Source organism: Kitasatospora sp. NPDC048365, assembly GCF_043200835.1.
In the GTDB taxonomy this organism is placed as follows: Bacteria; Actinomycetota; Actinomycetes; order Streptomycetales; family Streptomycetaceae; genus Kitasatospora; species Kitasatospora terrestris.
Window position 1 is genome coordinate 1 of sequence record NZ_JBICYJ010000026.1, and the last position, 23,935, is coordinate 23,935.

At 76.0% G+C, this 23,935-nt stretch carries 25 protein-coding genes; 11 read left to right on the forward strand and 14 right to left on the reverse strand.

The genetic code is table 11. The annotated features are described in order from the left end of the window. Positions 1-162: 162 nt before the first annotated feature. The 5 genes from ACGFX4_RS24865 to ACGFX4_RS24885 are packed head-to-tail and all read left to right on the forward strand — an operon-like array spanning position 163 to position 3,247. Positions 163-717 (forward strand): DUF6114 domain-containing protein, encoded by a 555-nt coding sequence (locus ACGFX4_RS24865; protein ID WP_393078349.1) that lies wholly within the window; start codon positions 163-165, stop codon positions 715-717. Position 718: 1 nt separating this feature from the next. After that, the gene (locus tag ACGFX4_RS24870) at positions 719-1,486 is read left to right on the forward strand and encodes a DUF6230 family protein (protein WP_393078352.1); all 768 of its coding nucleotides are present in this window, start codon (positions 719-721) and stop codon (positions 1,484-1,486) included. After that, positions 1,480-1,887 carry a DUF6114 domain-containing protein gene (locus ACGFX4_RS24875; RefSeq protein ID WP_393078354.1) on the forward strand — a complete coding sequence of 136 codons (408 nt, stop codon included), beginning with the start codon at positions 1,480-1,482 and terminating at the stop codon, positions 1,885-1,887. The genes ACGFX4_RS24870 and ACGFX4_RS24875 overlap by 7 nt, the downstream gene beginning before the upstream one ends. After that, a complete protein-coding gene (locus tag ACGFX4_RS24880; protein ID WP_393078357.1) occupies positions 1,884-2,564 on the forward strand; it encodes a hypothetical protein in 681 nt (226 codons plus the stop codon). Before ACGFX4_RS24875 ends, ACGFX4_RS24880 begins: the two co-directional genes overlap by 4 nt. Beyond that, positions 2,561-3,247 carry a DUF6230 family protein gene (locus ACGFX4_RS24885; protein ID WP_393078359.1) on the forward strand — a complete coding sequence of 229 codons (687 nt, stop codon included), beginning with the start codon at positions 2,561-2,563 and terminating at the stop codon, positions 3,245-3,247. Before ACGFX4_RS24880 ends, ACGFX4_RS24885 begins: the two co-directional genes overlap by 4 nt. Positions 3,248-3,287: 40 nt before the next feature. On the opposite strand, the gene ACGFX4_RS24890 is transcribed toward ACGFX4_RS24885, so the two are convergent. From ACGFX4_RS24890 to ACGFX4_RS24900, 3 genes are all read right to left on the reverse strand, one after another. Next, positions 3,288-5,138: a hypothetical protein gene (locus tag ACGFX4_RS24890; protein ID WP_393078361.1), complete on the reverse strand. Its 1,851-nt coding sequence runs from the start codon at positions 5,136-5,138 to the stop codon at positions 3,288-3,290. 154 nt (positions 5,139-5,292) lie between these two features. Next, positions 5,293-5,682, reverse strand: a complete 390-nt coding sequence (locus ACGFX4_RS24895; RefSeq protein WP_393078364.1) for a hypothetical protein — start codon at positions 5,680-5,682, stop codon at positions 5,293-5,295. A 24-nt stretch (positions 5,683-5,706) separates the two neighbouring features. Next, positions 5,707-6,228, reverse strand: a complete 522-nt coding sequence (locus ACGFX4_RS24900; protein ID WP_393078366.1) for a hypothetical protein — start codon at positions 6,226-6,228, stop codon at positions 5,707-5,709. Positions 6,229-6,418: 190 nt separating this feature from the next. On the opposite strand from ACGFX4_RS24900, the gene ACGFX4_RS24905 reads away from it, so the two are divergent. Further along, on the forward strand, positions 6,419-9,118 hold the full coding sequence (locus ACGFX4_RS24905; protein WP_393078369.1) for a LuxR C-terminal-related transcriptional regulator: 2,700 nt from the start codon (positions 6,419-6,421) through the stop codon (positions 9,116-9,118). Between the two features lie 46 nt (positions 9,119-9,164). Here ACGFX4_RS24905 and ACGFX4_RS24910 read toward each other — a convergent pair whose 3' ends face one another. Next, positions 9,165-9,365, reverse strand: a complete 201-nt coding sequence (locus ACGFX4_RS24910) for a hypothetical protein (RefSeq protein WP_345700341.1) — start codon at positions 9,363-9,365, stop codon at positions 9,165-9,167. 144 nt (positions 9,366-9,509) lie between these two features. On the opposite strand from ACGFX4_RS24910, the gene ACGFX4_RS24915 reads away from it, so the two are divergent. After that, complete coding sequence (locus ACGFX4_RS24915; protein WP_393078372.1) at positions 9,510-9,899, forward strand: hypothetical protein; 390 nt, start codon at positions 9,510-9,512, stop codon at positions 9,897-9,899. Positions 9,900-9,915: 16 nt separating this feature from the next. Here ACGFX4_RS24915 and ACGFX4_RS24920 read toward each other — a convergent pair whose 3' ends face one another. From ACGFX4_RS24920 to rpe, 3 genes are all read right to left on the reverse strand, one after another. Continuing rightward, on the reverse strand, positions 9,916-10,875 hold the full coding sequence (locus ACGFX4_RS24920; protein ID WP_393078375.1) for a pirin family protein: 960 nt from the start codon (positions 10,873-10,875) through the stop codon (positions 9,916-9,918). A gap of 88 nt (positions 10,876-10,963) precedes the next feature. Further along, the gene (locus ACGFX4_RS24925; protein WP_393078377.1) at positions 10,964-11,836 is read right to left on the reverse strand and encodes an alpha/beta hydrolase; all 873 of its coding nucleotides are present in this window, start codon (positions 11,834-11,836) and stop codon (positions 10,964-10,966) included. Positions 11,837-12,103: 267 nt separating this feature from the next. Further along, complete coding sequence (gene rpe / locus ACGFX4_RS24930; RefSeq protein WP_345700337.1) at positions 12,104-12,787, reverse strand: ribulose-phosphate 3-epimerase; 684 nt, start codon at positions 12,785-12,787, stop codon at positions 12,104-12,106. Between rpe and ACGFX4_RS24935 the strand changes: the two genes are divergently transcribed. Further along, positions 12,786-13,709, forward strand: coding sequence for a hypothetical protein (locus tag ACGFX4_RS24935; protein ID WP_393078380.1), 924 nt, complete (start codon positions 12,786-12,788; stop codon positions 13,707-13,709). The genes rpe and ACGFX4_RS24935 overlap by 2 nt on opposite strands. Before the next feature lie 184 nt (positions 13,710-13,893). Here the strand turns inward: ACGFX4_RS24935 and ACGFX4_RS24940 are convergent, their stop codons facing one another. The 6 genes from ACGFX4_RS24940 to ACGFX4_RS24965 form a co-directional block, all read right to left on the reverse strand. Next, the gene (locus ACGFX4_RS24940) at positions 13,894-14,502 is read right to left on the reverse strand and encodes a hypothetical protein (RefSeq protein WP_393078383.1); all 609 of its coding nucleotides are present in this window, start codon (positions 14,500-14,502) and stop codon (positions 13,894-13,896) included. Positions 14,503-14,568: 66 nt separating this feature from the next. Further along, positions 14,569-15,183, reverse strand: coding sequence for a C39 family peptidase (locus tag ACGFX4_RS24945; RefSeq protein ID WP_393078386.1), 615 nt, complete (start codon positions 15,181-15,183; stop codon positions 14,569-14,571). 13 nt (positions 15,184-15,196) lie between these two features. Beyond that, positions 15,197-15,724 carry a hypothetical protein gene (locus ACGFX4_RS24950; RefSeq protein ID WP_393078389.1) on the reverse strand — a complete coding sequence of 176 codons (528 nt, stop codon included), beginning with the start codon at positions 15,722-15,724 and terminating at the stop codon, positions 15,197-15,199. A gap of 46 nt (positions 15,725-15,770) precedes the next feature. After that, positions 15,771-16,742, reverse strand: a complete 972-nt coding sequence (locus ACGFX4_RS24955; protein ID WP_393078392.1) for an aldo/keto reductase — start codon at positions 16,740-16,742, stop codon at positions 15,771-15,773. 47 nt (positions 16,743-16,789) lie between these two features. Beyond that, positions 16,790-17,581: an ABC transporter permease gene (locus ACGFX4_RS24960; RefSeq protein ID WP_393078395.1), complete on the reverse strand. Its 792-nt coding sequence runs from the start codon at positions 17,579-17,581 to the stop codon at positions 16,790-16,792. After that, positions 17,578-18,591 (reverse strand): ATP-binding cassette domain-containing protein, encoded by a 1,014-nt coding sequence (locus ACGFX4_RS24965; protein ID WP_393078397.1) that lies wholly within the window; start codon positions 18,589-18,591, stop codon positions 17,578-17,580. The genes ACGFX4_RS24960 and ACGFX4_RS24965 overlap by 4 nt, the downstream gene beginning before the upstream one ends. A 113-nt stretch (positions 18,592-18,704) precedes the next feature. Between ACGFX4_RS24965 and ACGFX4_RS24970 the strand changes: the two genes are divergently transcribed. Further along, on the forward strand, positions 18,705-19,406 hold the full coding sequence (locus tag ACGFX4_RS24970; protein ID WP_393078400.1) for a TetR/AcrR family transcriptional regulator: 702 nt from the start codon (positions 18,705-18,707) through the stop codon (positions 19,404-19,406). A gap of 90 nt (positions 19,407-19,496) precedes the next feature. Here ACGFX4_RS24970 and ACGFX4_RS24975 read toward each other — a convergent pair whose 3' ends face one another. Continuing rightward, positions 19,497-21,776: an MMPL family transporter gene (locus ACGFX4_RS24975; RefSeq protein ID WP_393078404.1), complete on the reverse strand. Its 2,280-nt coding sequence runs from the start codon at positions 21,774-21,776 to the stop codon at positions 19,497-19,499. 174 nt (positions 21,777-21,950) lie between these two features. On the opposite strand from ACGFX4_RS24975, the gene ACGFX4_RS24980 reads away from it, so the two are divergent. Both ACGFX4_RS24980 and ACGFX4_RS24985 read left to right on the forward strand, forming a co-directional pair. Further along, complete coding sequence (locus tag ACGFX4_RS24980; RefSeq protein ID WP_393078406.1) at positions 21,951-23,123, forward strand: sensor histidine kinase; 1,173 nt, start codon at positions 21,951-21,953, stop codon at positions 23,121-23,123. Beyond that, positions 23,098-23,760, forward strand: a complete 663-nt coding sequence (locus ACGFX4_RS24985; RefSeq protein ID WP_393078409.1) for a response regulator — start codon at positions 23,098-23,100, stop codon at positions 23,758-23,760. The genes ACGFX4_RS24980 and ACGFX4_RS24985 overlap by 26 nt, the downstream gene beginning before the upstream one ends. The last annotated feature ends 175 nt before the right edge of the window (positions 23,761-23,935 follow it).

Here is a 23,935-nt window from a genome sequence, read left to right on the forward strand (position 1 = left end):
GGGGGGGGGGGGGGGGGGGGGGGGGGGGGGGGGGGGGGGGGGGGGGGGTGGGGGGCCGGGCCCGCGCGGGGGGGGGGGCCGCCGCGGGGGGGGGGGGCCCCCCCCCCCCCCCCCCCCCCCCCCCCCACCCCCGACCCTCACGACGCCCCAGCGAGGACCCCGATGGCACCCACCCCGCCCACCCCCGACACCCCGACCGGCCCCACCACCCCGGCGAGCTCCGGCACCCCCGCGACCCCCGGCACCCCCGGCACCCCGACGACCTCCGGCACGCCCGGTGCGTTCACCCGCGGGCGCCTCGCCCTGCGCCGCTGGCGCCGCACCCGCCCGTTCTGGGCCTCGGCGTGGACCGGGCTCGGCGGCTTCGTGATCCTCTACCTGCCGCTGGCGCCGGTCGGCCGGATCCTGCACGTCGGCGTCGGCGGGATCACCGGCATGGCGGGCGGCGCGATCCTGATGGCGCTGGCCGCGCTGATGCTGCTGCTGCCGAGCCAGCGGCACACCGCGGGCGTGGTGGCGGTGATCGTCGGCGTGGCGTCGTTCCCGCTGACCAACCTGGGCGGGTTCTTCGTCGGCATGTTCCTCTCCGTGCTGGGCGGTTCGATGGCGGTCGGCTGGCTGCCGGAGAAGCCCTCCCGCCGTCCCGGGCGCCTCCGGCTCGGCCGCCGCCCCGCCGCGACGCTCGCCGCGGCCGCACCCGAGACCGCGGAGGCGTGAGATGACGTTCCGTCTGCCGGACCTGCGCCGGTACCCGCTCCGGCTGCGCCGCTCCGCGGGCGACTGGAACCGGGCGATGCGCGCGGAGGCCGCCGACGGCACCGCACGCGGCACCCGCTGGGCCCGCTCGACCGCCGTGCTGCTGCCGGCCACGCTGACCGTGGGCGCGCTCGGCGCGGCGCTCGCGAACGGGGCGCTGGCGGCGAGCTTCAACGTCACCAACACGCCGTTCACCCTCACCTCCAACGGGGTGTCCGGCACCGGCTTCGGCGCGATCCTCAACACCCCGACCATCGAGGCGGCCAACGGCTCGACCTCGACCGGTACGGCGATGGCCCGGGTCGGGTTCGCCAGTGCCGGGCTGGCCGGGCTGTGCGGCATCGTCCACCAGTCGATCGCGGGCGTGCCGTACTCGCTGCTGCTGACGGCCGGTCAGCCGGTGACCGCGACGCCGCCGGCCACGGTGACCACCGACATCAACGCCTCCAACCTGTACATCGAGGCGCCGACGCTGTCCGCCGCGGGCAACACCACGCTGCAGAACGCGGTGCTCGGCATGTCCGCGGACCAGGTGATGGTCGCCGGGCAGCCGCTGACCGGGGCGCAGGCCGGCGGGTTCGGCCTGGGCTCGGCCGGGTCGGGGCCGACCGGGTCGACGGTCAACCTGGCGGGGCTGAACGCCAACGCGTACACCGCGGAGATCGCCGGTTCGCTCACCCTGCCCGCCCTGAACATCCGGGTGGTCGCGGGATCGGCCTCCACGTGCTGACCCGGACGCGCTCCGCCGTCGGGGCCGGGTGGCGGTGGTTCACCGCCTTCCGCCGGACCCGGCCGTTCTGGGGCGGGCTGTGGCTGGTGCTCGGCGGCTGGACGGTGCTGAAGTTCTCGCTCGGCGCGATCCAGCTGGTCACCGCGGTCGGCTTCAACGCGGTGGCCGGGTACCTGGTCGGCGGCGGGATGATGCTGTGCGGGCTGATCCCGATCGCCGCGCCGCGCCAGCGGGTCACCTTCGGGCTGATCGGCACCGTGCTGGCGGTGGTGTCGCTGGTGGTGTCCAACCTGGGCGGGTTCCTGCTCGGGATGCTGCTCGGGGTGCTCGGCGGGGCGATGACCGCGGGCTGGGGTCCGCGGCGGACCCGCGCCCGGGCGGTCGCCGGGGGCGTGGAGTGACCCGGGCGCGGCGGGCGGCCGCCGTCACCGGCGCCTTCGCGGCCCTGGTCGCGGCGGCCCTCGCCCCCGACCAGCAGGCGGGCGCCGCCGCGCCACCCCGGGCCCCGACCGCCTCGACCGCCGCCGCGGCCCAGGCCGCCCGCGCCGCCTCGGCCGCCCTGCCGGGCGAGCCGCAGCCACTCGGGATGCCGTTCCTGCCCACGCCCACACCGATGCGCGTGACCATCGACAGCATGCTCGCGGTCGGCCTCACGGTGAAGAACAACGTCACGATCCGGCTGTCCGACGGCACCACCCGGGTGACCACCCAGTACACCTTCACCCAGCTGCGGATCCGCCGGAACATGCAGGTCAGGCACACCGCGCCGGACGGCACCGCGATCACCATCTCGGTGCCCGACACCGGCTCGCTCGGCGGCATCGACAAGGCGGGCCAGCCGGAGACCACCATCATGTGGGGCGACATCAAGCAGATCTGCGTGCCGGTGCTGCTGATCCCGATCTGCGGCATCCAGGGCCTGCTGAACTTCTTCGGCTCCTTCATCCAACTCACCGCCGGTGCCACCAACTTCGACGCCGACGTGTACGGCATCCAGACCATCGACGACCACTCCGACCTGAGCAACACCAACAACCCGGTGCACCTGCCCGGCACGATCACGGTGACCGGCCCGTGAACGGCGGGGCGGGGCGCACCCACTGGCGGCGCAGCGCGCTGGTCGCGCTGCCGGCGCTGGTGGCGGCGGGTTCGCTCGGCGGCGCGCTGGCGGACGGGGCGCTCGCGGGCGGGCTGCAGATCCAGTCCGGGACGGTCCAGTTGACCACCAGCAGCCTGTACGGCACGCGGTACGCGGCGGCCGTCGTCGACCAGACCGCGGTCCGGGCGGACGGCACCACCACGACCGTCCACCCGCTGCGGATGGGCTTCGCCCAGGGTGTGATCAACGGGCTGTGCCTGGCCCAGCAGCAGCAGATCATGGGCGCCACCTACACGCTGCTGATCACGCTCGGCGACAGCGACACCGGCACCTGGGAGATCGTCACCGAGAACACCGTGCTGGACCTGCACAGCGCCACCGGCGAGCTCGACATGGACGGCCTGGTGGACCTCAACATCAACGGCCCGGACACGGTGATCGCCCCGGACGGCACCACACCGGTGCCCAATCCGCTGGGCAGCCCGGAGCACCGCTTCGGCATCCAGGCCGGCTACGCCAAGTTCGACCAGGTCACCGCGACCGTCCACGACCTGCAGCTGCCCGGCCTGCTCCGCACCCCGGGCCTGCGCATCACGGTGCGGCCCGGCGCGGTGAACTGCCCGGCCCCGGCGGCCCCGACCGGCACCCCGGGCAGCCGCTGACCGGCCGCGCACCGGCGGTCGGCGGCGGCCGGGCAGGCGGTCACCGGAGCGGTGCGAGCGGGCCGATCCGGGAGCCGGTCTCCAGCCGGGCCTCGACCTGGACGGGGACGGCCGGGCCGGTGCGGCGGACGGCCAGCGTCCGCCCGTCGGCCTGCCAGCCGGGACCCCGGACGTCGATCCGGGTGACCCGGCGGCTCCCGGCGGCGAGCAGGTAGTCCTCGCCGGCGGCGGAGCGCCACCAGGTCCACCCCACGGTGTCCTGCTCGAAGCGGCTGCAGGCCCGGCCCGGGGCGCCCCCGGTCTGCCGGGCCCGGCCCTCGGCGGGCAGCAGCACCGCCGTGGCGGCCGAGCCGTCGCCCGTCCAGCGGTCGGCGCGCAGGCACATCCAGGTGGCCCGGCCGGCGTCGGCGGGCAGCTGCTGGACGGCGAACGCCCACAGGTTCAGCGTCCGGACGCCGGGCGAGGCGTCGGGCACCGCGCAGCCGGCCGCCGCCCAGGCCCGCAGCGCGTCCGCCCCGACCGCCTCGCGCGGCGCCCGGGCCGGGGCCTGCTCGGGCGGCGGGGTGTACGTCAGGTGGGCGGGGAGCAGCCCGCCGACGTCCGCGAGCGCGAAGGCGTGCTGCTCGGCGATCTGCGACGAGGAGCGCAGCTGCAGGACGGTGCCGCCCGGGCAGCCCGGGGCGCCCCCGGCCGGGAGCGGGGCGGTCACGCCGTCGGGTGCGGCGAGGGCGCGGGCCGGCTCGTCCGGGAGGTCCAGCGGGCGCGACTGCGCCTCGGCGATCCACGGGGCCAGCAGGTAGCGGACCGTGCCGCCGGTGCGGCGCAGGGCCACCGCCGCGGCGGTGGTGACGTCCGAGCTGTCGGCGCGGGCAAGCCGCAGGCCCTCGCCGTCGGTCCAGCGGGCGATCCGGGTGGCGTCGTACAGCAGCACGACGGCCGCGCCGTCCACGTCGCCGGCGTACAGCACCCGCGCACTCTCGCCGGGCGGGCCGGCGGGGGTGCCGGGTTCGGCGGCGGACGCTGCCGGGCCTGCGGCGCGCCAGGCGGCCAGGGCGCGGTCGAGCAGGGCCCGGTCGGTGCGGCGGTCGCCGCGCGCGGGCCAGGCGGAGAAGTCGATCCGGGCGGTGTGCCGCCAGGCGTCCGGCGGCACGGTGTCGAGCGCGGCGAGGCCGCCGGACGGGCCGGTCACCGGGCCGGTCGGGCGGCCGTCGGCGGATCCGCCGTCCGCCCGGGCCGGCCCGTCCGCTCCCGCCAGCCGGGGCGCCAGCGCGGCGGTCCCGGCCAGCAGGACGGCGGCCAGCGCGGCGCCGAGGGCCCGGCGGCCGGTCGGCGGGTCGGTCCGGCGCACCTGCACCCGGCAGGCGTCGAAGGCGGCCGGGAGCCCGGGGCCGCCCCAGCCGCCGGGCGGCGGCCCGGGCACCGCCGCCGCCGCGCCGGCCGCGGCCTCCGCCCGGGCCACCCCGGCGGCGCGCAGCACCTCGACGGTCTCGCCGGTCGGGCACCCCCACAGCGCGCGCAGCGCCCAGGCGGCCCGGCCCGGGCCGTCCAGGGTGCGCAGGGCCTGGTCGTACGCGGTCTCCTGGCCGTCGGCGGCGGGCGGGAAGAGCCGCAGGCCGAGGGCCCGGGGCAGCAGCCGGCGACGGCCGGCCAGCGCGGTCCGCAGGACGCGGCCGCGCAGTTCGGTCCCGTCCGCCGGGCGGCGCCGGCGCGGCGGCAGCAGGCGGAGCAGCGGCAGCGTGCGGCGGACCGCCGCGTGGGCGGTCAGCACCCGGGAGTGCCGTCCGCGCTCGGCCGGGAGGGTCAGGTAGGCCAGGGCCACCAGGCGCCGGTAGTCGTGCACCAGGGCCGCTTCGGTCGGCCGGAACGGTTCTTCGGGGAGGTGTGGCTCCATCTGGGCCTTCCGCACTGCAGGTGATGAGCTCCGCCGATGATCCAACGAGTCGATCATGCGATGGTTGCGCAGCACCCTCGGCCGCCCGGTTCACCCGGTCGGCCGACCCCCGGTCACCCCGGTCACCCCGGTCACCCCGGTCACCCCGGTCCGCTCACCCGCCGACCGCCTCCTGCGGTGCCGCGGGCCACAGCGCGGTCAGGGCGTAGATGGCGACCACGTCCATCGCGATGACGATCACCGCCCAGAGCGGGTACGCGGGTGTGAAGGCCAGCTGTGCGAAGGCGTTGAGGCCGAGCGCGCCGACACCGGTCCAGCGGGCCCACTCCGCGCGCTCGCTCAGCACGCCCCAGGCGGCGGCCAGTTGGACGAAGGCCAGGGCCAGCAGCACCCAGCCCCAGGCCCGCAGGTCGCCGATCACGAAGTGGGCGTCGGCGACGAAGACGTGCGACCGGGCGATCGCCGCGGTGCCGTCCAGGGCGTTGAGCGCGCCGAGCAGCGCGAGCAGCACTCCGGCGAAGGTGACCTGTCCTGAGCGGGCCATGGTGTCCTCCGGGTCGGGCGGCGGTCAGTGTCCGACGGCCACCTTGGCCGCCACGATGATCAGGCCGAGGACCAGGTTGACCGCGCCCTCGGCGGTGGTCTGCCCCCAGGTCGCGCCGGCCCGGCGGGCGCCCAGGGTCGCCCAGCCCACCTGCTGCGTGATGGCGACGCCGAGCGCCAGCCAGGCGGTCTCGTCCATACCGAGCCAGGGGCTGATCAGCACCGCCACGGCCGGCAGCACCGCCGCCTCGACCAGCGACCACTCGCGGACCCCGACCCGGTGCACCTTCGCGAAGGTGATCGGGCGGCCGATCTCGCGCGAGCCGGCGACGTTCGCGTAGACGTGGGCGGCCCAGAAGACCAGGCCGGTGATCATCAGCAGCACGATCAGCGACAGCCGCGCGTGCGGTTCGCTGACGTTGGAGGCCGCGATCACCGAGGCGGCCAGCATGGATCCGTACACCGCGCCGGAGTAGTCGGTCCGCTTGCCGGACCGGTTCCGGGCCGGTTCGGGCGGGGCGGGGGTACGGCTGTGGGACGTGGTCACGGCTTCTCCTCCCGGTCACCGCGCCGGGGCCGACCGGTCGGCCCCCTCCCGGCGATCCTCGCCCCTTCCGGCCGGTTCGGCCTCACCTGTTCCGGGTGAGGCGGCGTGCGGCACCCGGACGGGCGACGGCGGCGGGGCCGGGCTACGGTCGGAAACGATCAGGTCCCCGGGCGGAACCAGGCGGTAGCCGATGTCTCTGATGCCCAACGGCGATCCGATGCTGGCCACCCGCCTGCGGCCACCTCACCCGCCGGAGGCCTTCCTGCGCCGCGAGCGCCTGGTCCACCGGCTCGACGCGGCGGTGCGGCGGCCGGTCACCCTGGTCACCGGGCCGGCCGGCGCGGGCAAGACCCTGCTGGTGGCCGACTGGCTGGCGGCCGGACGCGCGCCCGGCGCGGCGGGGTGGCTGACCGTCGAGCCGAGCGACAACCGGCCCGGCAACTTCTGGGCGTACGTCCGCGAGGCCCTGCAGGCCGGCGTCCCCGGGCTGCCGGAGGACCTGGCCGTCCCGGCCGAGGCCGACCACGTCGAACCGTCCCTGCTGATCCGGCTGGCCGCCTGGATCAACGGGCGGCCCGACCCGTTGGTCCTGGTCCTGGACGAGTTCGAGAACATCGACGACCCCCGGCTGACCGAGCAGCTCCACGACCTGGTCCGGCACACCGCCGGGCACCTGCGGCTGGTGCTGGTCGGACGCAGCGACCCGCTGCTGCCCCTGCACCGCTACCGGGCGGCCGGCGAACTCGCCGAGGTGCGCGCCGCCGACCTTGCGCTCACCCCCGACGAGACCGCCGCCGTGCTCGGCCGCCACGGCCTGCGGCTCGGCGACGCCACCGCCGGGGCGGTGCACCGCGCCGTCTCCGGCTGGACGGCCGGAGTGCGGCTGCTCGCGCTCGCCGCTCAGGCGGCCGACGACCCCGACACCTACCTCAAGCGGGTCGACGCCGAGCACACCGCGCTGTCGGACTTCCTGCTCGCCGAGGTCCTGCGCACCCGACCCGCACCCACCCAGGACCTGCTGCTGTGCTGCAGCATCCTCGCCCGGGTCCACCCCGACCTCGCCGACGCGCTCACCGGCCGCCGCGACGGCCTGCGGATCCTCGGCCGGCTGGACCAGGACAACGCCTTCACCGAGGCCCTGGGCGACGGCTGGTACCGGCTGCACCCCATGTTCGCCGCCATCCTCCGGCTGCATCTGCACGCCGCCGACCCGGAGCGGGCCGAGCGGCTGCACGTCCGGGCCGCCCACTGGCTCGCCGGGCACGGGCAGTACCGGGCCGCGCTGGACCACGCCGCCGAGGGCGGCGACTGGGCCCTGGCCGCCCGGATCCTGGTCGACCGGCTGGCGCTCGGCGAACTGTTCGCCGGGCGGGACGCCACCCGTCTGGGCGAACTGTTCTCCCGGATGCCGCCGGCCGTCCGCACCCCGGCCGCGGAACTCGTCCGCGCGGCCGTCCACCTGGCCCGCGACGACGCCGCGGCGGCGCTGCGGATCCTGGACCGGGCCGAACCGGAGCTGCCGCCCGAGCGGACGACCCACCAGCTGGCGGCCGCGTTCGTCCGCACCGGGGCCGCCCGCGCGCTGGGATCGGCCGCGCTCGCCGACCGGTCCGCCCAACGGGCCCACGAACTCGCCCGCGCCGCACCGGCCGAGCTGCTGGAGCAGCACCCCGAGCTGCTCACCCAGGTCGACGCCGACCTGGGCTCCGCCCTGTTGTGGCACGGCCGCCTCGACGAGGCCGCCCGTGCCCTCGGCGCCGCCGCGCAGGCGCCGCCCTCGCCCGCCACCGCCCGGCTGCGCCACGACGCGCTGTGCCGGCTGGCCCTCATCGACTGCCTGCGCGGCCGGCCGGGCCGGGCCGAGCGGCGCGTCCACGAGGCCGACGAGGCGGCCGACCGCTCCAGCCTCCCGCCCGAGGACCGGACCGGCGTCCGCAACCTGGTGCTGGCCGCCACCGCGCTCGAACACGACGAACCCCCCGCCGCCCGCGCGGCGCTGGACCGGCTGACCGCACACCCCGACCCTCGGCACGACCCGCGGCACGACCCGGTGGTCGCCCTCGGCGCCGCCGTGATCCGCGCCGAGCTGCACCTCGCCCAGGGCCGCCCCGACGCGGCGCTGCGGCTCCTGGAGGAGTCGGCCCGGGAGCCCGGACTCGCGGACCGTCCGACCGAGTGGAGCCGCGAACGCCTCGCCGTCGCCGGCTGCGCCGCGCTCCTGGCGGCCGGCCGGCCCGACGCGGCGGTCCGGGCACTGGACGGCGTGCCGACCCGGGCCCCGGAGTCCGTCCTCACCGCGGCGCGGGCCCGCCTGGCCGCCGGACACGACTGGGAGGACGCTCTGCGGCAGCTGCGCGCCCTGCGCGACGCCCCCGCCGTCGGCACCGCGACCCGGACCCGGGCGCTGCTGCTGCTCGCCCAGGCCGCCACCGCGGCGGACAGCCCGGAGGACCTCCGGCTGCTCGCCCAGGCGCTGGCCACCGCCGAACCGGAGCTGCTGCGCCGGCCGTTCCGCGAGTCGGCCGGCTGGGTGCGCCGCCAACTGCACCGGCGGCCCGAACTCGCCCGCGCCCACCCGTGGCTGCCGGACGACCTGCGGCCCGCCGCGCCCGCCCCGGCTCCCGCCCCGTCCGCGGCCACGGTCCCGGCCGACGTCGGGGAAGCACCCGAGGACGAGGCGCCGCCGGCCGAGCCGCTGACCGGGCGCGAGCGGGAGGTGCTGGCCTGCGCCGCCCGGATGCTCTCCACCCAGGAGATCGCCGAGGAGCTGTTCCTCTCGCCGAACACCGTCAAGACGCACCTGAAGAGCATCAACCGGAAGCTGCTGACCGGCAGCCGCCGCGAGGCGGTGCGCCGCGCGGCCCGGCTGCGCCTGCTCGACGGCGGCTGAGCCTGCTCGACGGCGACTGAGCCTGCTCGACGGCGGCTGAGCCCGCTCACTCCGGCAGTCTGCGCAGCTCGGTCACCGTCAGCCCGAGCACCTGGAAGCGCCTCAGCAGCCCGTACAGGTGCGCCTCGTCGACCACGTCGCCGAACAGCATCGTCTGGCCGGGAACGGTCACGCTCTCCAACTCGGGGAAGCCCTCCCTGCGGGTCTCCTCCCGGAGGACGCCGGACACGCGGATCTCGTAGCGCATGGGGCCGGCTCCCTTCGCCTCGGCGGACCTCCAGCGTCCGGCCCCGCCGGGGCCCCGGCATCACCCGCGACAGGTGATCCGCCGCCCGCCCGCCGGTCCGTAGCCTGGCGGGGAGCACGGTCCTTTCCGGAAGGGAGCCCGTCCATGGCCGCACCCCCGCCCCCGGCGGCGCCGCGCCGGAACCTGCTGCCCTTCGCGGGCGTCGCACTGGTCCTGCTGGCCCTGTTCAACGGCCTCGACGCGATGGCGGCGCTGACCGACTCCAAGGTCCTCACCGGTACCGACCGCTACGTCTTCGGCGACCTGCACAGCCTGGGCTGGACGGTGCTCGCCCTGGCGATCGCCCAGGGACTGGCCGGCATCCGGCTGCTCACCGGCGACCTGCCCAGCCGCTGGTTCCCGACGGCGGTGCTGTGCGCCAACCTCTTCGTCCAGTTCGTCTTCCTGCCGAGCTACCCCGTCTGGTCGCTCCTGATCATCGCGATCGACGTGGTCGTGCTCTGGGCCGTCCTCACCGCACCCGACCTGCGCTGACCGGCACCGCCGGGCCTCAGCGCACCCGGCCCCGGGACTTCAGCGGGCCCGGCGGCAGCTCGGGCGCGCGCAGCCGGGCGCCGTCGTAGCCGCGGACCTCGCCGAACGTCATGCCCGCGTTCCACTCCTCGCGGGCCTGGGCGATCTCGTCGTGGCTGCGGCCGATGAAGTTCCACCACATCACCAGCCGCTCCTCGAACGGCTCCCCGCCGAGCAGCAGCACCGAACCGTCGGTGTGCGCCAGCAGCGGCAACTCCCGCCGCCCGCACCCGAGGTAGAGCATCGAGCCGGGCTCGACCCGCACCCCGTCGACCTCCACGCTGCCGGCCATCGACAGCACCGCGTACTCGAAACCGGGCTCCAGCGGCAGCCGGTGCGAGGCGCCCTCGCGCAGCGTCAGGTCGGCGCCGACCAGCGGGGTGAAGGTGGTGCCCGGCGAGGCGGCGCCGTCCAGGGTGCCGAGGATCAGCCGGGCGGTGAGGCCGTCCGCGGTGACCTCCGGCAGGTCCGGGTGGTGCTCGAAGGCGGGCGCGGTGTGCCGGTGCGCGTCCGGCAGCGCGACCCAGAGCTGGGCGCCGTGCAACAGGGGCGCGTGATCGCGCGGGGACTCCTCGGAGTGCGCGATCGCCCGACCGGACGTCATCAGGCCCAGCTCGCGCGGGCGCACCGTCTGCAGGCTGCCCAGGCTGTCGCGGTGCAGCACCGACCCCTCGTGCAGCCAGCTGACCGTCTGCAGGCCCATGTGCGGGTGCGGCGGGACCTGCATGCCCGGCTCGTCGGCGATGTCGTCCGGGCCGTAGTGGTCGACGAAGCACCACGCGCCGACCATCCGCCGCCCGAGGTTCGGCAGCAGCCTGCGGACCTGCGTCGACCCGCCGAGCGCGACCGTCCGGCCGGTCAGCAGCTCCCTGACCGGACCGTCCGACGCCTCCCGGCCGCACACGTCCTCCGCGGGCTTGGTGTCCAGGTTGCTCATGCCCGCCACCGTACGCGCCACCATCGCCGTCACCGGCCGGGAACCGCCGGGCAGCCACGAACCGCGCAGCGGGCGACCGCCGGGCGGGTCAGGCGGTGCCGAGGAATCCGATCGCCTCGGGCAGGACGCGGCGCCAGAAGCCGTCGGTGTGGGCGCCGCGCGGGAAGCGGGCCTCGGCGGCGCGGCCGGCGAGCGTGCGGGCCGCCGGGCAGAACGGGTCCTCGGTGCCGCACCACACGCCGAGGCGGCGGACGGGTGTGGCGTCCGGGTGCAGCAGCGGCTCGTGCTCGCGCCAGTCGGCCTCGTCCCGGAAGCCGTCCACCGTGCGTGCGTCGTCCCAGCTGCGGAAGAGCGCCGGGCTGAGCAGCGCGACCGCGTCCAGCCCGCCGCGCGCCCGGGCGTACCGCAGCGCGCCCGAGCCGCCCATCGAGATGCCGAGCGCCCGGGTCGGCGCGGGCAGGCCGCGCTGCCGCAGCCAGCCGGGGAGCTCACCGGTCAGCATCGCCATCGGGTCGTCGCCCGGGGTGCGCGCGTGCCAGTAGGAGGCGTCGCCGCCGTCGACGGCGACGATCCGCATCGGCGCGCCGACCGCGGCGAGGAACTGCGGCAGGCCCAGGTCGAGCAGCGCCTGCGCGCTCCCGCCGCGCCCGTGCAGGGCCAGACAGACCGGCAGGTCGGGGCGGACCGGACCGGCCGGGTCGATCGTCACCAGCGCGACCTCGCGGCCGCGCGCCGCGGAGCGGACCCGCTCGGTGCGCACCGCACCCGCGTCGACCGCCGGCACCGCCCCGTCCGGGCCGGTCATCCCAAGCAGCCGCCGCAGCCTGGGCCCGCCGGGCAGCACGTCCTCGACCGCGGCCCCGCCGACCGCGACGGCGCCGATCCCGGCGACCGCCAGCGCGCCCAACAGCCGCCGCCGACCGACCCGCACCGGCTCCACCGCCTCGCGCTCCGGCCCCACGACGGCATCCGGCGCCGACCTCGCGCGCCCCGCCCGGCGCGCCCGCCCGGCCGTCCCGGCCATGCCCCGGCCACCGGCCGTACCCCGATCGGCGCCCGCGCCCCGCACCCCGGCCCCCTCCCGGGCAACGCCCGCGTCCCCGACACCGGCCGCGCCCCGACTGTCGCCCACGGCGCAGGCCTCCCGGTCGGCCGTCCGGTCCGCCTCTGCGTGATCATTGCGTGTCACGGTCCGTCAGACGCAGTTGCCGTCCGGCCGGTTGCGGTCTCAGTGCGCGCAGGCCCAGGGGGCCGCCGCGGTCGCCGCGTCGGCCTGCGCGCGCAGCGCCCGTACCGCCTCGGCCGGGTCGGCCGCGCCGTACACCGCCGAGCCGGCCACGAAGACGTCCGCCCCGGCTTCGGCGCAGCGCTCGATGGTCGCGGGCGCGACGCCGCCGTCGACCTGCAGCCACAGTTCCAGGCCGTGCTTGGAGATCAGCTCCCGGGTGCGGCGGATCTTGGGCAGCATGATGTCCAGGAAGGCCTGCCCGCCGAAGCCCGGCTCCACGGTCATGATCAGCACCATGTCGAGCTCGGGGAGCAGGTCCTCGTACGGCTCGATCGGGGTGGCCGGCCGGAGCGCCATCGACGCCCGCGCGCCCTTGGCGCGGATCTCCCGGGCCAGGCGGACCGGGGCGGCCGCCGCCTCGACGTGGAAGGTCACCGAGCCGGCGCCGGCCTCCACGTACTGCGGCGCCCAGCGGTCCGGCTGCTCGATCATCAGGTGGCAGTCGAGCGGGATGTCGGTGGCCCGCGCCAGCGACTCGACGATCGGCACGCCCAGCGTCAGGTTGGGGACGAAGTGGTTGTCCATGACGTCCACGTGGAGCCAGTCCGCGCCGTGCACCCGCTCCGCCTCCTGCGCGAGGCGGGCGAAGTCGGCGGACAGGATGCTGGGGTTGATCTGCGCCATGTGCGGGTACCTTCACGACTCGGTGCGGCGGCTGGAGCGGCTGCCCCGGTCCATCATCCCCGGAAGGACGCCGATGGCCGAACCGGCCCACCCCGCCCGCTCGCTGTGGTGGCTGTTCGAACCCGTGCACGCCGTCACCTACTTCGCGCCCGAGGGCCGGGCCGCGTACGAGGAGGCGGGCCTGCGCGGCTACTGGCGCGGCTACTTCGGCGGCCGGGCCGCCCCGCTCGGGCCGGTGGACGCCGCGCCGGTGGTCGCCGCCTTCTTCAACTTCGCCCCGCGGATGGTCGAGCGCGCCCTGCCCGACATCTGGACCCGCGCCACCCCGGAACGCGCGCTCGCCGCCCGGGTCGACGGCGCCACCGCGGCCCTCGCCCGGCTGCTCGAACCGGTCGGGCCCGGCCCGGTCGACCGCGCCGTCGGCCTGCTGGAGCGGGCCGTCGCCGGGCTCGACTGCTCGGGCCGGGTGCTGGCCGCGGCCAACGCCGCCCTCCCCCGCCCCGAGCGGCCACTGGCCCGGCTCTGGCAGGCCACCACGGTCCTGCGCGAGCACCGCGGCGACGGCCACGTGGCGGCCCTGGTCGCCGAGGGGCTGGACGGGTGCGAGGCGCTGGTCCTGCGCTGCGCGCTCGACACCCGTCGCGACACCCTGCAGCCGCACCGCGGCTGGACCGACGCGGAGTGGGACGCCGCCGCCGGCCGCCTCGCCGAGCGCGGCTGGCTGGGAGCGGACGGATCCGCGAGCCCGGCGGGCCGGGCCCGCCACGGCGCACTGGAGGCCGCCACCGACCTCGCCGCCGCCCGGGTCTGGTCCGGCTTCCACCGCGCCGAACTCGACGAGCTGGCCGCCGCGCTCGGCCCGATCGCGACCGCCTGCCGCGCGGCCCTCCCCGCTCAGAACCCGATCGGCCTGCCGGGCTGAGACCCCGGCCCCGCCGAGGCCCCGGCCCGACAGGCCCGACCCTGCCCGACCTGTCAGACCCGTCCGACCGCCCAGCCCGTCAGACCCGTCCGACCGCCCGGCGTCGGCCACTCGGCCCGCCCGCCCAGCCGGTTCAGCCCGCGCAGGGTCGGCCCGCGCAGCCCCCGCAGCCCGCTCAGCCCGCTCAGCCCGCGGCAGCGGTCGCGGGGACGGTCGCCGTCCAGCTGTGCGCCACGTCGACCACCAGCCGCCCGTCCAGCGGGAACACCCGGAACGGCAGCCGCGCCCGGACGCCGATCCCGAGCTGTGTCCGGCCCTCGAAGCTGCCGCCGAACTTGGCGTCGCGCAGCGTCCGGTACCCCGTCAGGTCGACCCCCGGCAGCGGCTGCCCGGCCCGCGCCGGGTACGTCACCGCGCCGGTCGCCGGGTCGTACGCGGGCGCCTCGGCCACGATCTCCAGGATCGCGCCGCCGGCGACCGGCACGGTCGCCCCGGACCCGTCCTGCACCAGCGCCGGCACGTACCGCACGTGGTAGCCGACGGGCCGCGCCGCCGAGCTGCCGGGCACGTCCAGCACGATCCGGTCGTAGCAGTCGTGCCGCCCTGTGCGCACCCCGGTGAGCGGCTGCAGCGGGTCGCCCGTCCGGTCCTCGGGCAGGCTGCCCCACCCGACCGGGCAGCTGACCGTCGCCGCGGCCGCGGCCGGGGCGGGCGCGGAGAACGCCGCCGGAGCCACCACCGCACCCGCGCCCGTCACGGCGAGCGCCATCGAAACCACCAGTAGCCGTCTCATCGTCTGCCTCCCTCGGCAGCGCCGGATCCTTCACCGGGGAGGACGATCCGCGCGGGCCCCGCGGTTTCAGTCCGGCGGCCCCAGCACGATGCCGCGGCCGGCGTAGAACCGTTCGAGGTCCGCCCACGGGACGGCCGCGAACTGCTGCGACCCGTCCGGGAAGCCCGACGGGTTGTGGATCAGCAGCTCGTCCTCCCCCGCGCCGACCGCGAGCACCAGGTGCCCGCCCTGCCGGGGCGGGGCCGGGTCCAGGGTGCGGATGCTCGGGTGGACCGAGAGCATCACCAACCGCCCGCCGGTCACCTCCGCCCGCACCTCGGCGGCCGTCAGCGGCCCCCGGGCCTCGGCCTGCAGCCCCCACCGCTCGCGTACGTAGGTGGCGAACGGCGCGTGGATCAGCCCGTCCAGGCGCCCGTCGGGGTGGCGGACGTACGCGCCGGCGGCCACGCACTCCTCGGCGAGCCGGACGGCGGCCGGCGCCACGCCCCACCAGTAGTCGAGGGCCATCCGCAGGCAGGCCATCCCGCACAGCCGCCAGGACCAGTACTCGTACTCCTCCTCGCTGGGTGCGCCCGAGCGCTCCCACAGCGGGTCGTCGGCGGCCCGGACCGTCCCGTCGAGGATGTCGGGGACGAGCTCGGGCGACTCCCACTGGGAGTAGTACGGCACCTGATGCGTCATCGGCTTCACCCGATCATCCTGACGCACTCGCGCCCGGCTGCGGGGTACCGGACGGCTGCGGCTGCTTCGGGTTGATCGCACGGAAGTACACCAGGTCGCTGCCGGCGTCGAAGGTGACGTACATCCGGACGCCCAGGGAGCTGTCGAAGTCCTTGCTGCGCACCCAGGTCGCCCCCGCCGGCGCGACCGGGGCCAGGTGCTTCGCGATGTAGTCGTCCAGGTTCGGCTTCGGGGCCGGTTCGAAGGCGAACCGGCCCTTCAGCTCGGCGAACAGCCCGGGGCGGGTCCGCAGGAACCCGACCATCTCGAAGTCGGGGCCGGGGATCGACCGGGGGCCGTCGAGGTCCGAGTCGGTCAGCCACTGCGCCTCGCGCAGCGGGGCGAGCGGGGGGAGGAACTCGTCGAGCTCCGCGGTCGCGGTGCGCAGCTTCGGCCCCTTCGCCTCGGGTGGCGGGGCGTCCTCGCCCCAGGACGGCACGGTCGCCACCGCGACCGCCGTCGTCGCTCCCCCCAGGAGCAGCAGCAGATTCCGCCTCTTCATCCGGTCCCCCCACGTCGCCCTCAGCCGGCCGATCCGATGATCATTTCTACCAGGCGTAGTCCTCGGGTGCCGTCTTCCGCCCCGGGAAGATCTCGTCGAGCCGCTCCAGCGTCTTCGCGTCCAGCTCGACGTCCAGCGCCCGTACCGCCGCGTCCAGCTGGTCCATCGTCCGCGGGCCGACGATCGGCGCGGTGACGGCCGGCCGGGTCAGCAGCCAGGCGAGCGCCACGTCGCCCGGCTCGTGGCCGAGCTCGGAGGCCAGGTCCTCGTACGCGGCGAGCTGGTCGCGGTGCTTCTCCAGCCGGTCCACGGCGTAGCCGTTGACCCGCCGGACGCCCTCGCGCTCCTTGCGGACGACGCCGCCGAGCAGCCCGCCCGCCAGCGGCGACCACGGGATCAGGCCGAGCCCGTAGTGCTGCGCGGCCGGGACGACCTCGGCCTCGATGTCGCGGACCAGCAGGTTGTAGAACGACTGCTCGCTGGTCAGGCCGAGGAAGTTCCGGGCGCGGGCGGTCTCCTGGGCCTGCGCGAGGTGCCAGCCGGCGAAGTTGCTGGAGCCGACGTAGAGGATCTTGCCCTGGGCGACCAGCACCTCCATCGCCTGCCAGATCTCGTCCCACGGGGTGTCCCGGTCGACGTGGTGCATCTGGTAGAGGTCGATGTGGTCGGTCTGCAGCCGGCGCAGGCTCGCGTCGACGGCCCGTCGGATGTGCAGCGCGGAAAGCTTGCCCTCGTTGGGCCACTCGCCCATCTCGCCGTAGACCTTGGTGGCGATGACGGTCTTCTCCCGCCGCCCGCCGCCCCGGTTGAACCAGTCGCCGATGATGGTCTCGGTGAGGCCCTTGTTCTCGCCCCAGCCGTAGACGTTCGCGGTGTCGAAGAAGTTGATGCCGTGGTCGAGCGCGGCGTCCATGATCCGGTGGGCGTCGTGCGGCTCGGTGTGCGGACCGAAGTTCATGGTGCCGAGGCAGAGGCGGGACACGGTCAGGCCGGTGCGGCCGAGGTGGGTGTACTCCATGTCCCCAACCCTCTGCCGCACCAGCCGAATTGTCCAGCACAAAAGAATCAGCGGCCCGCCGACGCGAACCGGCGGACGGCGAGCGGGACGAACACCGCGAGCAGCAGGGCACACCAGCCGAGGGTGGCGGCGACCGGGTGCTGCATCGGCCAGGCCCCGCCGAGTTCGACGGGGTTGCCGAAGAGCGTGCGGCAGGCGGCGGCCACGGCGCTGAGCGGGTTCCAGTCGGCGACGGCGGCGAGCCAGCCGGGCATCCCGCCGGTGGGGACGAAGACGTTCGTGACCATGGCGAACGGGAAGACCAGGACCGCGAGTTGTCCGGCCGTCTCCTCCTTGCCGACGGCGAGGCCCAGCGTGGTGCCGACCCAGGTGACGGTGAACCGGAAGAGCAGCAGCAGCGCGAAGGCGCCGAGCGCCGGCCCGAGGCCGTCGCGCACCCGCCAGCCGGCCGCCAGCCCGACGGCGGCGGTGGGCACCAGCACCACGGCGGCGACCAGCAGGTCCGCGAGCGCCTGACCGAGCAGCAGGCCGAAGCGGGAGACGGACATCGAGCGCAGCCGGTCGGTGACGCCGCGCCCGGCGTCGCGGGCGGCCCCGACCATGGTGGGCATCAGGCCGTTGACGGCGACCAGGGCGAACAGGCCGGGCATCAGGTACTCCCGGTAGTTGCCGCCGCCCGGCACCCGGACGGCGCTGCCGAAGACGTACCCGAAGACGCCGACCATGACGACGGGCACGGCCAGCGAGGCGGCCATCAGCCCGGGCGAGCGCCGGTAGGTGAGCAGGATGCGCCGGGTGGCGGCGGCGGTGTCCACGGGGACGGTCGCGAGGGCGGTCATGCGGCACGCTCCACGGCAGCGGTCGAGGTGGTCAGGTCGGTCGAGGTGGTCGGGTCGGTCGGGGCAGACAGGCCGGTCGGTGCGGTCAGCGCGAGGAAGACGTCGTCCAGGGTGGGCGGGCGCAGCGCCACGTCGTGGACGGCGACGCCCGCGCCGTCCAGGTCGCGGACCAGCTGCGGCAGGGCGAGGCCCCGGCCGGGGGCGGAGACCGCGGACACCCGGCCCTCGACGGGGTCGGGTTCGGGGTGGCCGCCGGTCAGGGCGGCGAGCACGGCGGCGGCCCGCCCGAGGTCGGCGTCCTCGGCGAGGACGAGCTCCACCCGGGTGCCGATCCTGGCCTTGAGCGCGGCGGGGGCGCCGTCGGCGATGGCGGCGCCGCGGTCGACGACGACCACCTGGTCGGCGAGCCGGTCGGCCTCGTCGAGGTACTGGGTGGTGAGCAGCACCGTGGTGCCGCCGTCGGCGAGCTCCCGCACGGCGTTCCAGATCTCGCGACGGCTGCGCGGGTCGAGTCCGGTGGTGGGCTCGTCCAGGAAGAGCACCGGCGGCCGGGTGATCAGGCTGGCGACCAGGTCGAGGCGGCGGCGCTGGCCGCCGGAGAGGGTCCGCACCGGGCGGTCGGCGGAGGAGTCCAGGCCGAAGGCGGCGAGCAGCTCGGCGGTGCGGGTCCGGGCGCGGGCGGCGCCGAGGTGGTGCAGGCGGGCCAGCAGGTCGAGGTTGTCCCGGCCGGTGAGGCCTTCGTCGAGGGCGGCGTGCTGCCCGGCGAGGCCGATCCGTCGCCGCACCTCGGCGGGTTCGCGCAGCACGTCGTGGCCGGCGACCCGGGCGGTGCCGCGGTCGGGTCGGACCAGGGTGGCGAGCACGCGCACCGCGGTGGTCTTGCCGGCGCCGTTGGGGCCGAGCAGGCCGCAGACGGTGCCGGCGGGGACGGTCAGGTGGAGTCCGCGCAGGGCCTCGGTGGCGCCGAAGCGCTTGTGCAGGTCGTGGACGGAGATCGCCGGGTCGCTCATGGCAGGCCCTTCTCTGGGTACAGCGTACGTAGAAGCACTCTGCGCGCCACCTTACTAGGTACGCCGTACGGAGAAAAGGGGAGCCCTAGGATGAGCGACGAGGTGATCCACGCATGCCGTCCACACCGCCGGACGTTCCCGAGCTGATCTGGCTGCGCCCCGAGCACTCCGGGCGGGGCCCCCGGCCGGCCCACAGCCGCGCCTCGATCGCGGCCGCCGCGGTGGCCATCGCCGACGCCGAGGGGCTGGACGCGGTCTCGATGCGACGGGTCGCCGCCGCGCTCGGCGCGGGCACCATGTCGCTCTACAACTACGTGCCCAAGAAGGAGCACCTCTTCGACCTGATGGTCGACCAGCTGGCCGGCGAGTACGAACTGCCGGACCGCCCCGGCACCGACTGGCGGGCCGAACTCACCATGCTGGCACAGCAGTTGCGTGCCATCCTGGCCCGCCACCGGTGGGCCGCAACGGTCGTCGCGGAACGCCCCGGCCTCGGGCCCAACGGCCTGCGCTACACCGAGTACTTCCTCGGCGCGCTCGCCGGCACCACGCTCGGCGGCACCGCGAAGATGGAGGCGCTGTCACAACTGAACGGCTACGTCTGCCAGTTCAGCGAGTGGCAGCACAAGTCGGTCGACTCCGGCGCCAAGTGGCTGGCCGACCTGGTGCGCTACCTCACCCAGGTGACCGCCACCGGCGCCTACCCCCACCTCACTGCGGCCCTGGCCGAGCAGGCCGCGCCCGCCGACCTCGACCAGGTCTTCGACCGCTCCCTCCAGCGCCTGCTGACCGCCCTGGTCGACCCCGACCGGTAGTGCGATCCGGACCGCTTCCGGCAGGACTCCCGGCAGCCACCTCGCCGGTCTCCACCTGCGCGGGACGCCGAGGGCGGGCAGGGAGTCGGGTCAGCGGTCGACCAGCCGCGGGCCGGGGGCCTGGCCCGTGGATGCCGCGTCGGTGTCGTCGGCGGCGTCGATGCCGACCGGGCCTCGGGGAAGGATCCGGTCCAGCCACCTCGGCAGCCACCAGTTGGCCCGGCCGAGGAGTGTCATGGTCGCCGGTACCAGCACCATGCGGACGACCGTGGCGTCGATGAAGATCGCGGTGGCCAGGCCGAGCCCGAACATCTTGGCGGAGGGGTCCTCGGCGACGGCGAAGGACAGGAAGACCGCCACCATGATGAGGGCGGCCGAGGTGATGATCCGGGCGGTGCCCGAGACACCGTCGACGATCGCCGTGCCGTTGTCGCCGGTGCGCAGGTACTCCTCGCGTACGCGGGAGAGGAGGAACACCTCGTAGTCCATCGACAGGCCGAACAGGATGGCGAAGAGGAACATCGGGATGAACGACACGATCGGAACCGTCGCTTCCAGCCCGATGAGTGCGCCTCCCCAACCCCACTGGAAGACCGCGACCATGATGCCGTAGGCCGCGCCGATGCTCAGCAGGTTCAGCAGTACCGCCTTGAGCGGTACGAGTACCGAGCGGAAGACCAGCATCAGCAGCAGGAACGACATCGCCAGCACGGCGGCGACGAACGCCGGCAGGCGTTGGCTGGTGCGTCGGCCCACGTCGGACAGGCTCGCGGCGGCGCCGCCGACGTGGGCCCTGGCCGTGCCGTGCCCGATCGCCGCGGGCAGCACCTCGGTGCGCAGCCGGGCGACGGTGTCGGCCGTGGCCTTCTCCTGCGGGCCGGTGGTCGGGAACACCACGAGGGTCGCGATGCCGGTGGCCCGGTCGATGTGCGTCGGCGCGACGGATGCGATGCCCGGATCCGCCGAGACCGCTGCGACGAGACGGTCCAGCACTCCCGGATCGCCGGCGGGGTCCGCGGCGACGACGAGGGGACCGTTGGTGCCCGGGCCGAACCCCTCGGCGACGAGGTCGTACGCGCGGCGCTCGGTACGGCTCCGGGGCAGCGACCCGTCGTCGGGCAGGCCGACGCGCAGGCCGAGCACGGGCAGCGTCGCCGTCAGCAGCAGCCCCGCCGCGCCGACCGCGTACGCCGCCGGGTGCCGGCTGACGTGCCCGATCCAGCGCCGCCACCCGGCGGCGGGGACGGCGCCCGCCTCCGTGTCCGGCCGCCGGCCGGATCGGCCCGGCCGCCCCGCCCGGAGTGCCCGGGCGATCCGCCCGGCCCGGCCCAGACGCGGGCCGGCCACGCCGAGGAAGGCCGGCAGCAGCGTCACCGACGCCAGCACCATGGTCAGGACGACGATCGAGACGGCAAGGCCGCCCACCGTCATGAAGGGCACGTTCGCGACCGCCATGCCGAGGATCGACACGACGACGGTGCCGCCGGCGAAGACCACGGGCCGTCCCGCCGTGGCCACCGCCCGTCCGGCCGCCTCGCGCGGATCGAGCCCGCGGGCGAGGTACTCCCGGTGCCTGGCGAGCACGAACAGCGCGTAGTCGATGCCCACGCCGAGCCCGACCATGCTGCCCAGGACCGGCGCGAAGGTGGGGACGTCCGTCACCCCCGCCAGTACCGTCATCGTGGCGACCCCGACGGTCAGCCCGAAGACCGCCATGCCGATCGGCAGCGCGGCGGCGACGAGCGAACCGAACGCCAGGAACAGGATCGTGGCCGCGGCGAGAAGGCCGATCAGCTCGCTCACGCCGCCGTCGGGGTCGGAGAACGTGTAGAAGAGGTTCCCGCCCATCTCGATGCGCAGGGGCAGTTCGGCGCGCAGCCGGTCACCGAGTCCGACGAGGGCGTGGAGGTCCTCGGCCGACAGCCGGCTCTGGTCGGGGTACTGCACCCGGACGACCGCGATCCGCCCGTCGGCCGAGACGAGGCCGCCGCGCACGGCGGTGTCCCCGCCCGCGCCGAGCGCCTCCGCCGGGTCGCTCGTGCCGAGCACGTGGGGCAGCCGCTGCACCTCGGTCCGCAGCCGCGCGAGAGCGGTACGCGCGCCGTCGTCGCCGAAGAACGTCGCACCGCCGTCGAGGGGGGTGACGACCAGTTGGGCGGTCATCCCCTCCTGGCCGGTGCCGGCCCGCTCGATCAGTTCCGCGGCTTGCTGGGAGTCCAGCCCCGGAGCGGTCATCGAGTCCGCGGTCCGCCCGCCGAAGGCGACGGCGGCGAGGACGGCGAGCGTGGCGACCACCAGCCATGTCGCGATCACCCGCCAGGGACGGCGGGCGGCGCCTGCGCCCAGGCGCAACAGGGCTTTCGAGAGCATCGGGTCCTCCAACCACATCGTCGGCCGTCCTTGTACGGCCGCCGATGCCGAGGCTCCTCGCCACGGCGCTCCGCGGCATCGGCTCGCGGGCCGCGGATCCGTCGGCCCCAAGTCGGAGTGACGGCCCGTCCTTTCGGCCGATGCGCGGCACGGCGCGGACCCTAGGCTGAGTACGTGCTGCGAGACGACCTGCGAACCCTGTGGACCGAACCCCGGCCGCCCGACCCGCCCGCCCGGGTGCGGCGGGACTGGGCGCTGCTCGCCGCGGGCCTTGCCGCTGTGGCGCTGGAGGCCACCCTGCGCGAGAACGTCGTGTGGCGGCCGGTGGCGGTGGTGCTCGCCGTCTGGCTGTGCCTGCTGCCCCTGTGGCGCCGGACCCGCCCGCTGGCGACCGTGACGCTGGCGTTCGGCACGGTGACCCTGCTGACGGTGGCCTCGCTCGTCGCCGCACCGCGCGAGCCCGTCGGTCTGTACACCGGCATGGTCGTGCTCGTGCTGGTGTACGCGCTGCCCCGGTGGGGATCGGGGCGGGAGATCGTGCTGGGCGGCGCGATGGTCCTCGCGGTCGGCGCGCTGTGTGTCGCCGCGGACGACACCTCGGTCGTCGACAAGGTCGGGGGCTACGTCTTCCTGCTGCTGCCCGGCGCGGTCGGGGCTGCCGTGCGGCTCCGGGGGACCGCTCGCGAGCGGCAGTTGGAGCAGGTGCGCTCCCGCGAGCGCGAGCAGCTCGCCCGGGAACTGCACGACACGGTGGCCCACCACGTGTCGGCCATGGTGATCATCGCCCAGGCGGGCCGGGTGCTCGCGGGCACCGACCCGTCCGCCGCCGTCGAGGCGCTGGAGGGGGTCGAGGAGGAAGGGGCACGCACGCTGGAGGAAATGCGCGCCATGGTCGCCGCGCTGCGCGACCGCGGGGTCGGCGCCGAGCTGGCGCCGCCTGCCGGTGTCGCGGACCTGGAGCGCCTGGTGCGCACCCCGGGTGGTCGCCTCAGGGTCGACCTGGGGCTCGACGGCGAACTGGACGCGCTGCCCCCGGCCGTGGACGCGGCCGTCTACCGGATCGTGCAGGAGTCGGTGACCAACGCGCTGCGCCATGCGGTCGACGCGACCGAGCTCGTCGTCCGGGTCGCCGCGGAACGGCACACCGTACGGGTGAGCGTGCGCGACAACGGCCGGCGCACCGGCCGGGGTCGCGACGGATACGGACTTACCGGACTGCGCGAGCGCGCGACCCTGCTCGGCGGCACACTACGAGCCGGCCCGGGTACCGACCGGGGCTGGCAGGTCGACGCCGAACTGCCGAGAGCGAGGAGCGAGAGCGGTGTCCATTCGCGTCCTCGTCGCTGACGACCAGACGATCATCCGCACCGGGTTGCGGATCATGCTGAACGCCCAGCCCGGCATCGAGGTGGTCGGCGAGGCCGCCGACGGACGCGAAGCGGTCCGCCTGGCCCGCGAACTGCGCCCCGACGTCTGCCTGTTCGACATCCGCATGCCCGTGCTCGACGGGCTCGAGGCCACCCGGCTGATCGCCGGCCCGGGGGTCGCCGACCCGCTGACCGTGGTCGTCATCACCACGTTCGACCTCGACGAGTACGTCTACGGCTCGCTGCGGGCCGGCGCCCGCGGATTCCTCCTCAAGGACACGGGACCGGACCTTCTGGCACAGGCCGTACGGTCGGCGTCCGACGGTGAGGCGCTCATCGCGCCCAGCGTCACCGTCCGGCTGCTCCAGGCGTTCGCCGACCTGCCCGCCGGCCGGCCCGCGGCCCAGCCGGTCTCCCCCGTCACCGCCCGCGAGGAGCAGGTGCTCCTCGCCGTCGCCCGCGGGCTGACCAACACCGAGATCGCCGATGCGCTGCACATCAGCCTCAGCACGGTGAAGACGCATCTGGCCAGCCTGATGGCCAAACTCGGCGCCCGCAACCGGGTCGAGATCGCGATGTGGGCCTACGAGACGCGCCGCATCCTCCCCGGAACCTGAGCCGGTCCCGCGGCTTCCTCGACACGACCGCCTTCCGGCTGCTGCCGGAGACCGGGCCGCAGCGCCGGGCCCCGGTGGAGCGGTTCCTGGCGGAGCTGCCGCACTGCAGCACCCACGACCCGGAGGACCCCGAGCAGTGGGAGGCGGCGGTGGCCCCGGCTCGCGGAGCCGTACC

Bases quoted from the DNA above. Each gene is read 5' to 3' on its own strand.
- ACGFX4_RS24870 (WP_393078352.1), top strand. From the start codon at position 719: ATGACGTTCCGTCTGCCGGACCTGCGCCGGTACCCGCTCCGGCTGCGC.
- ACGFX4_RS24940 (WP_393078383.1), bottom strand. From the start codon at position 14,502: ATGAGACGGCTACTGGTGGTTTCGATGGCGCTCGCCGTGACGGGCGCG.
- ACGFX4_RS24910 (WP_345700341.1), bottom strand. From the start codon at position 9,365: ATGCGCTACGAGATCCGCGTGTCCGGCGTCCTCCGGGAGGAGACCCGC.
- ACGFX4_RS24890 (WP_393078361.1), bottom strand. From the start codon at position 5,138: ATGGAGCCACACCTCCCCGAAGAACCGTTCCGGCCGACCGAAGCGGCC.
- ACGFX4_RS24950 (WP_393078389.1), bottom strand. From the start codon at position 15,724: ATGAAGAGGCGGAATCTGCTGCTGCTCCTGGGGGGAGCGACGACGGCG.
- rpe (WP_345700337.1), bottom strand. From the start codon at position 12,787: ATGGCGCAGATCAACCCCAGCATCCTGTCCGCCGACTTCGCCCGCCTC.
- ACGFX4_RS24955 (WP_393078392.1), bottom strand. From the start codon at position 16,742: ATGGAGTACACCCACCTCGGCCGCACCGGCCTGACCGTGTCCCGCCTC.
- ACGFX4_RS24965 (WP_393078397.1), bottom strand. From the start codon at position 18,591: ATGAGCGACCCGGCGATCTCCGTCCACGACCTGCACAAGCGCTTCGGC.
- ACGFX4_RS24945 (WP_393078386.1), bottom strand. From the start codon at position 15,183: ATGACGCATCAGGTGCCGTACTACTCCCAGTGGGAGTCGCCCGAGCTC.
- ACGFX4_RS24970 (WP_393078400.1), top strand. From the start codon at position 18,705: ATGCCGTCCACACCGCCGGACGTTCCCGAGCTGATCTGGCTGCGCCCC.
- ACGFX4_RS24960 (WP_393078395.1), bottom strand. From the start codon at position 17,581: ATGACCGCCCTCGCGACCGTCCCCGTGGACACCGCCGCCGCCACCCGG.
- ACGFX4_RS24905 (WP_393078369.1), top strand. From the start codon at position 6,419: ATGTCTCTGATGCCCAACGGCGATCCGATGCTGGCCACCCGCCTGCGG.
- ACGFX4_RS24915 (WP_393078372.1), top strand. From the start codon at position 9,510: ATGGCCGCACCCCCGCCCCCGGCGGCGCCGCGCCGGAACCTGCTGCCC.
- ACGFX4_RS24975 (WP_393078404.1), bottom strand. From the start codon at position 21,776: ATGCTCTCGAAAGCCCTGTTGCGCCTGGGCGCAGGCGCCGCCCGCCGT.
- ACGFX4_RS24895 (WP_393078364.1), bottom strand. From the start codon at position 5,682: ATGGCCCGCTCAGGACAGGTCACCTTCGCCGGAGTGCTGCTCGCGCTG.
- ACGFX4_RS24920 (WP_393078375.1), bottom strand. From the start codon at position 10,875: ATGAGCAACCTGGACACCAAGCCCGCGGAGGACGTGTGCGGCCGGGAG.
- ACGFX4_RS24865 (WP_393078349.1), top strand. From the start codon at position 163: ATGGCACCCACCCCGCCCACCCCCGACACCCCGACCGGCCCCACCACC.
- ACGFX4_RS24935 (WP_393078380.1), top strand. From the start codon at position 12,786: ATGTGCGGGTACCTTCACGACTCGGTGCGGCGGCTGGAGCGGCTGCCC.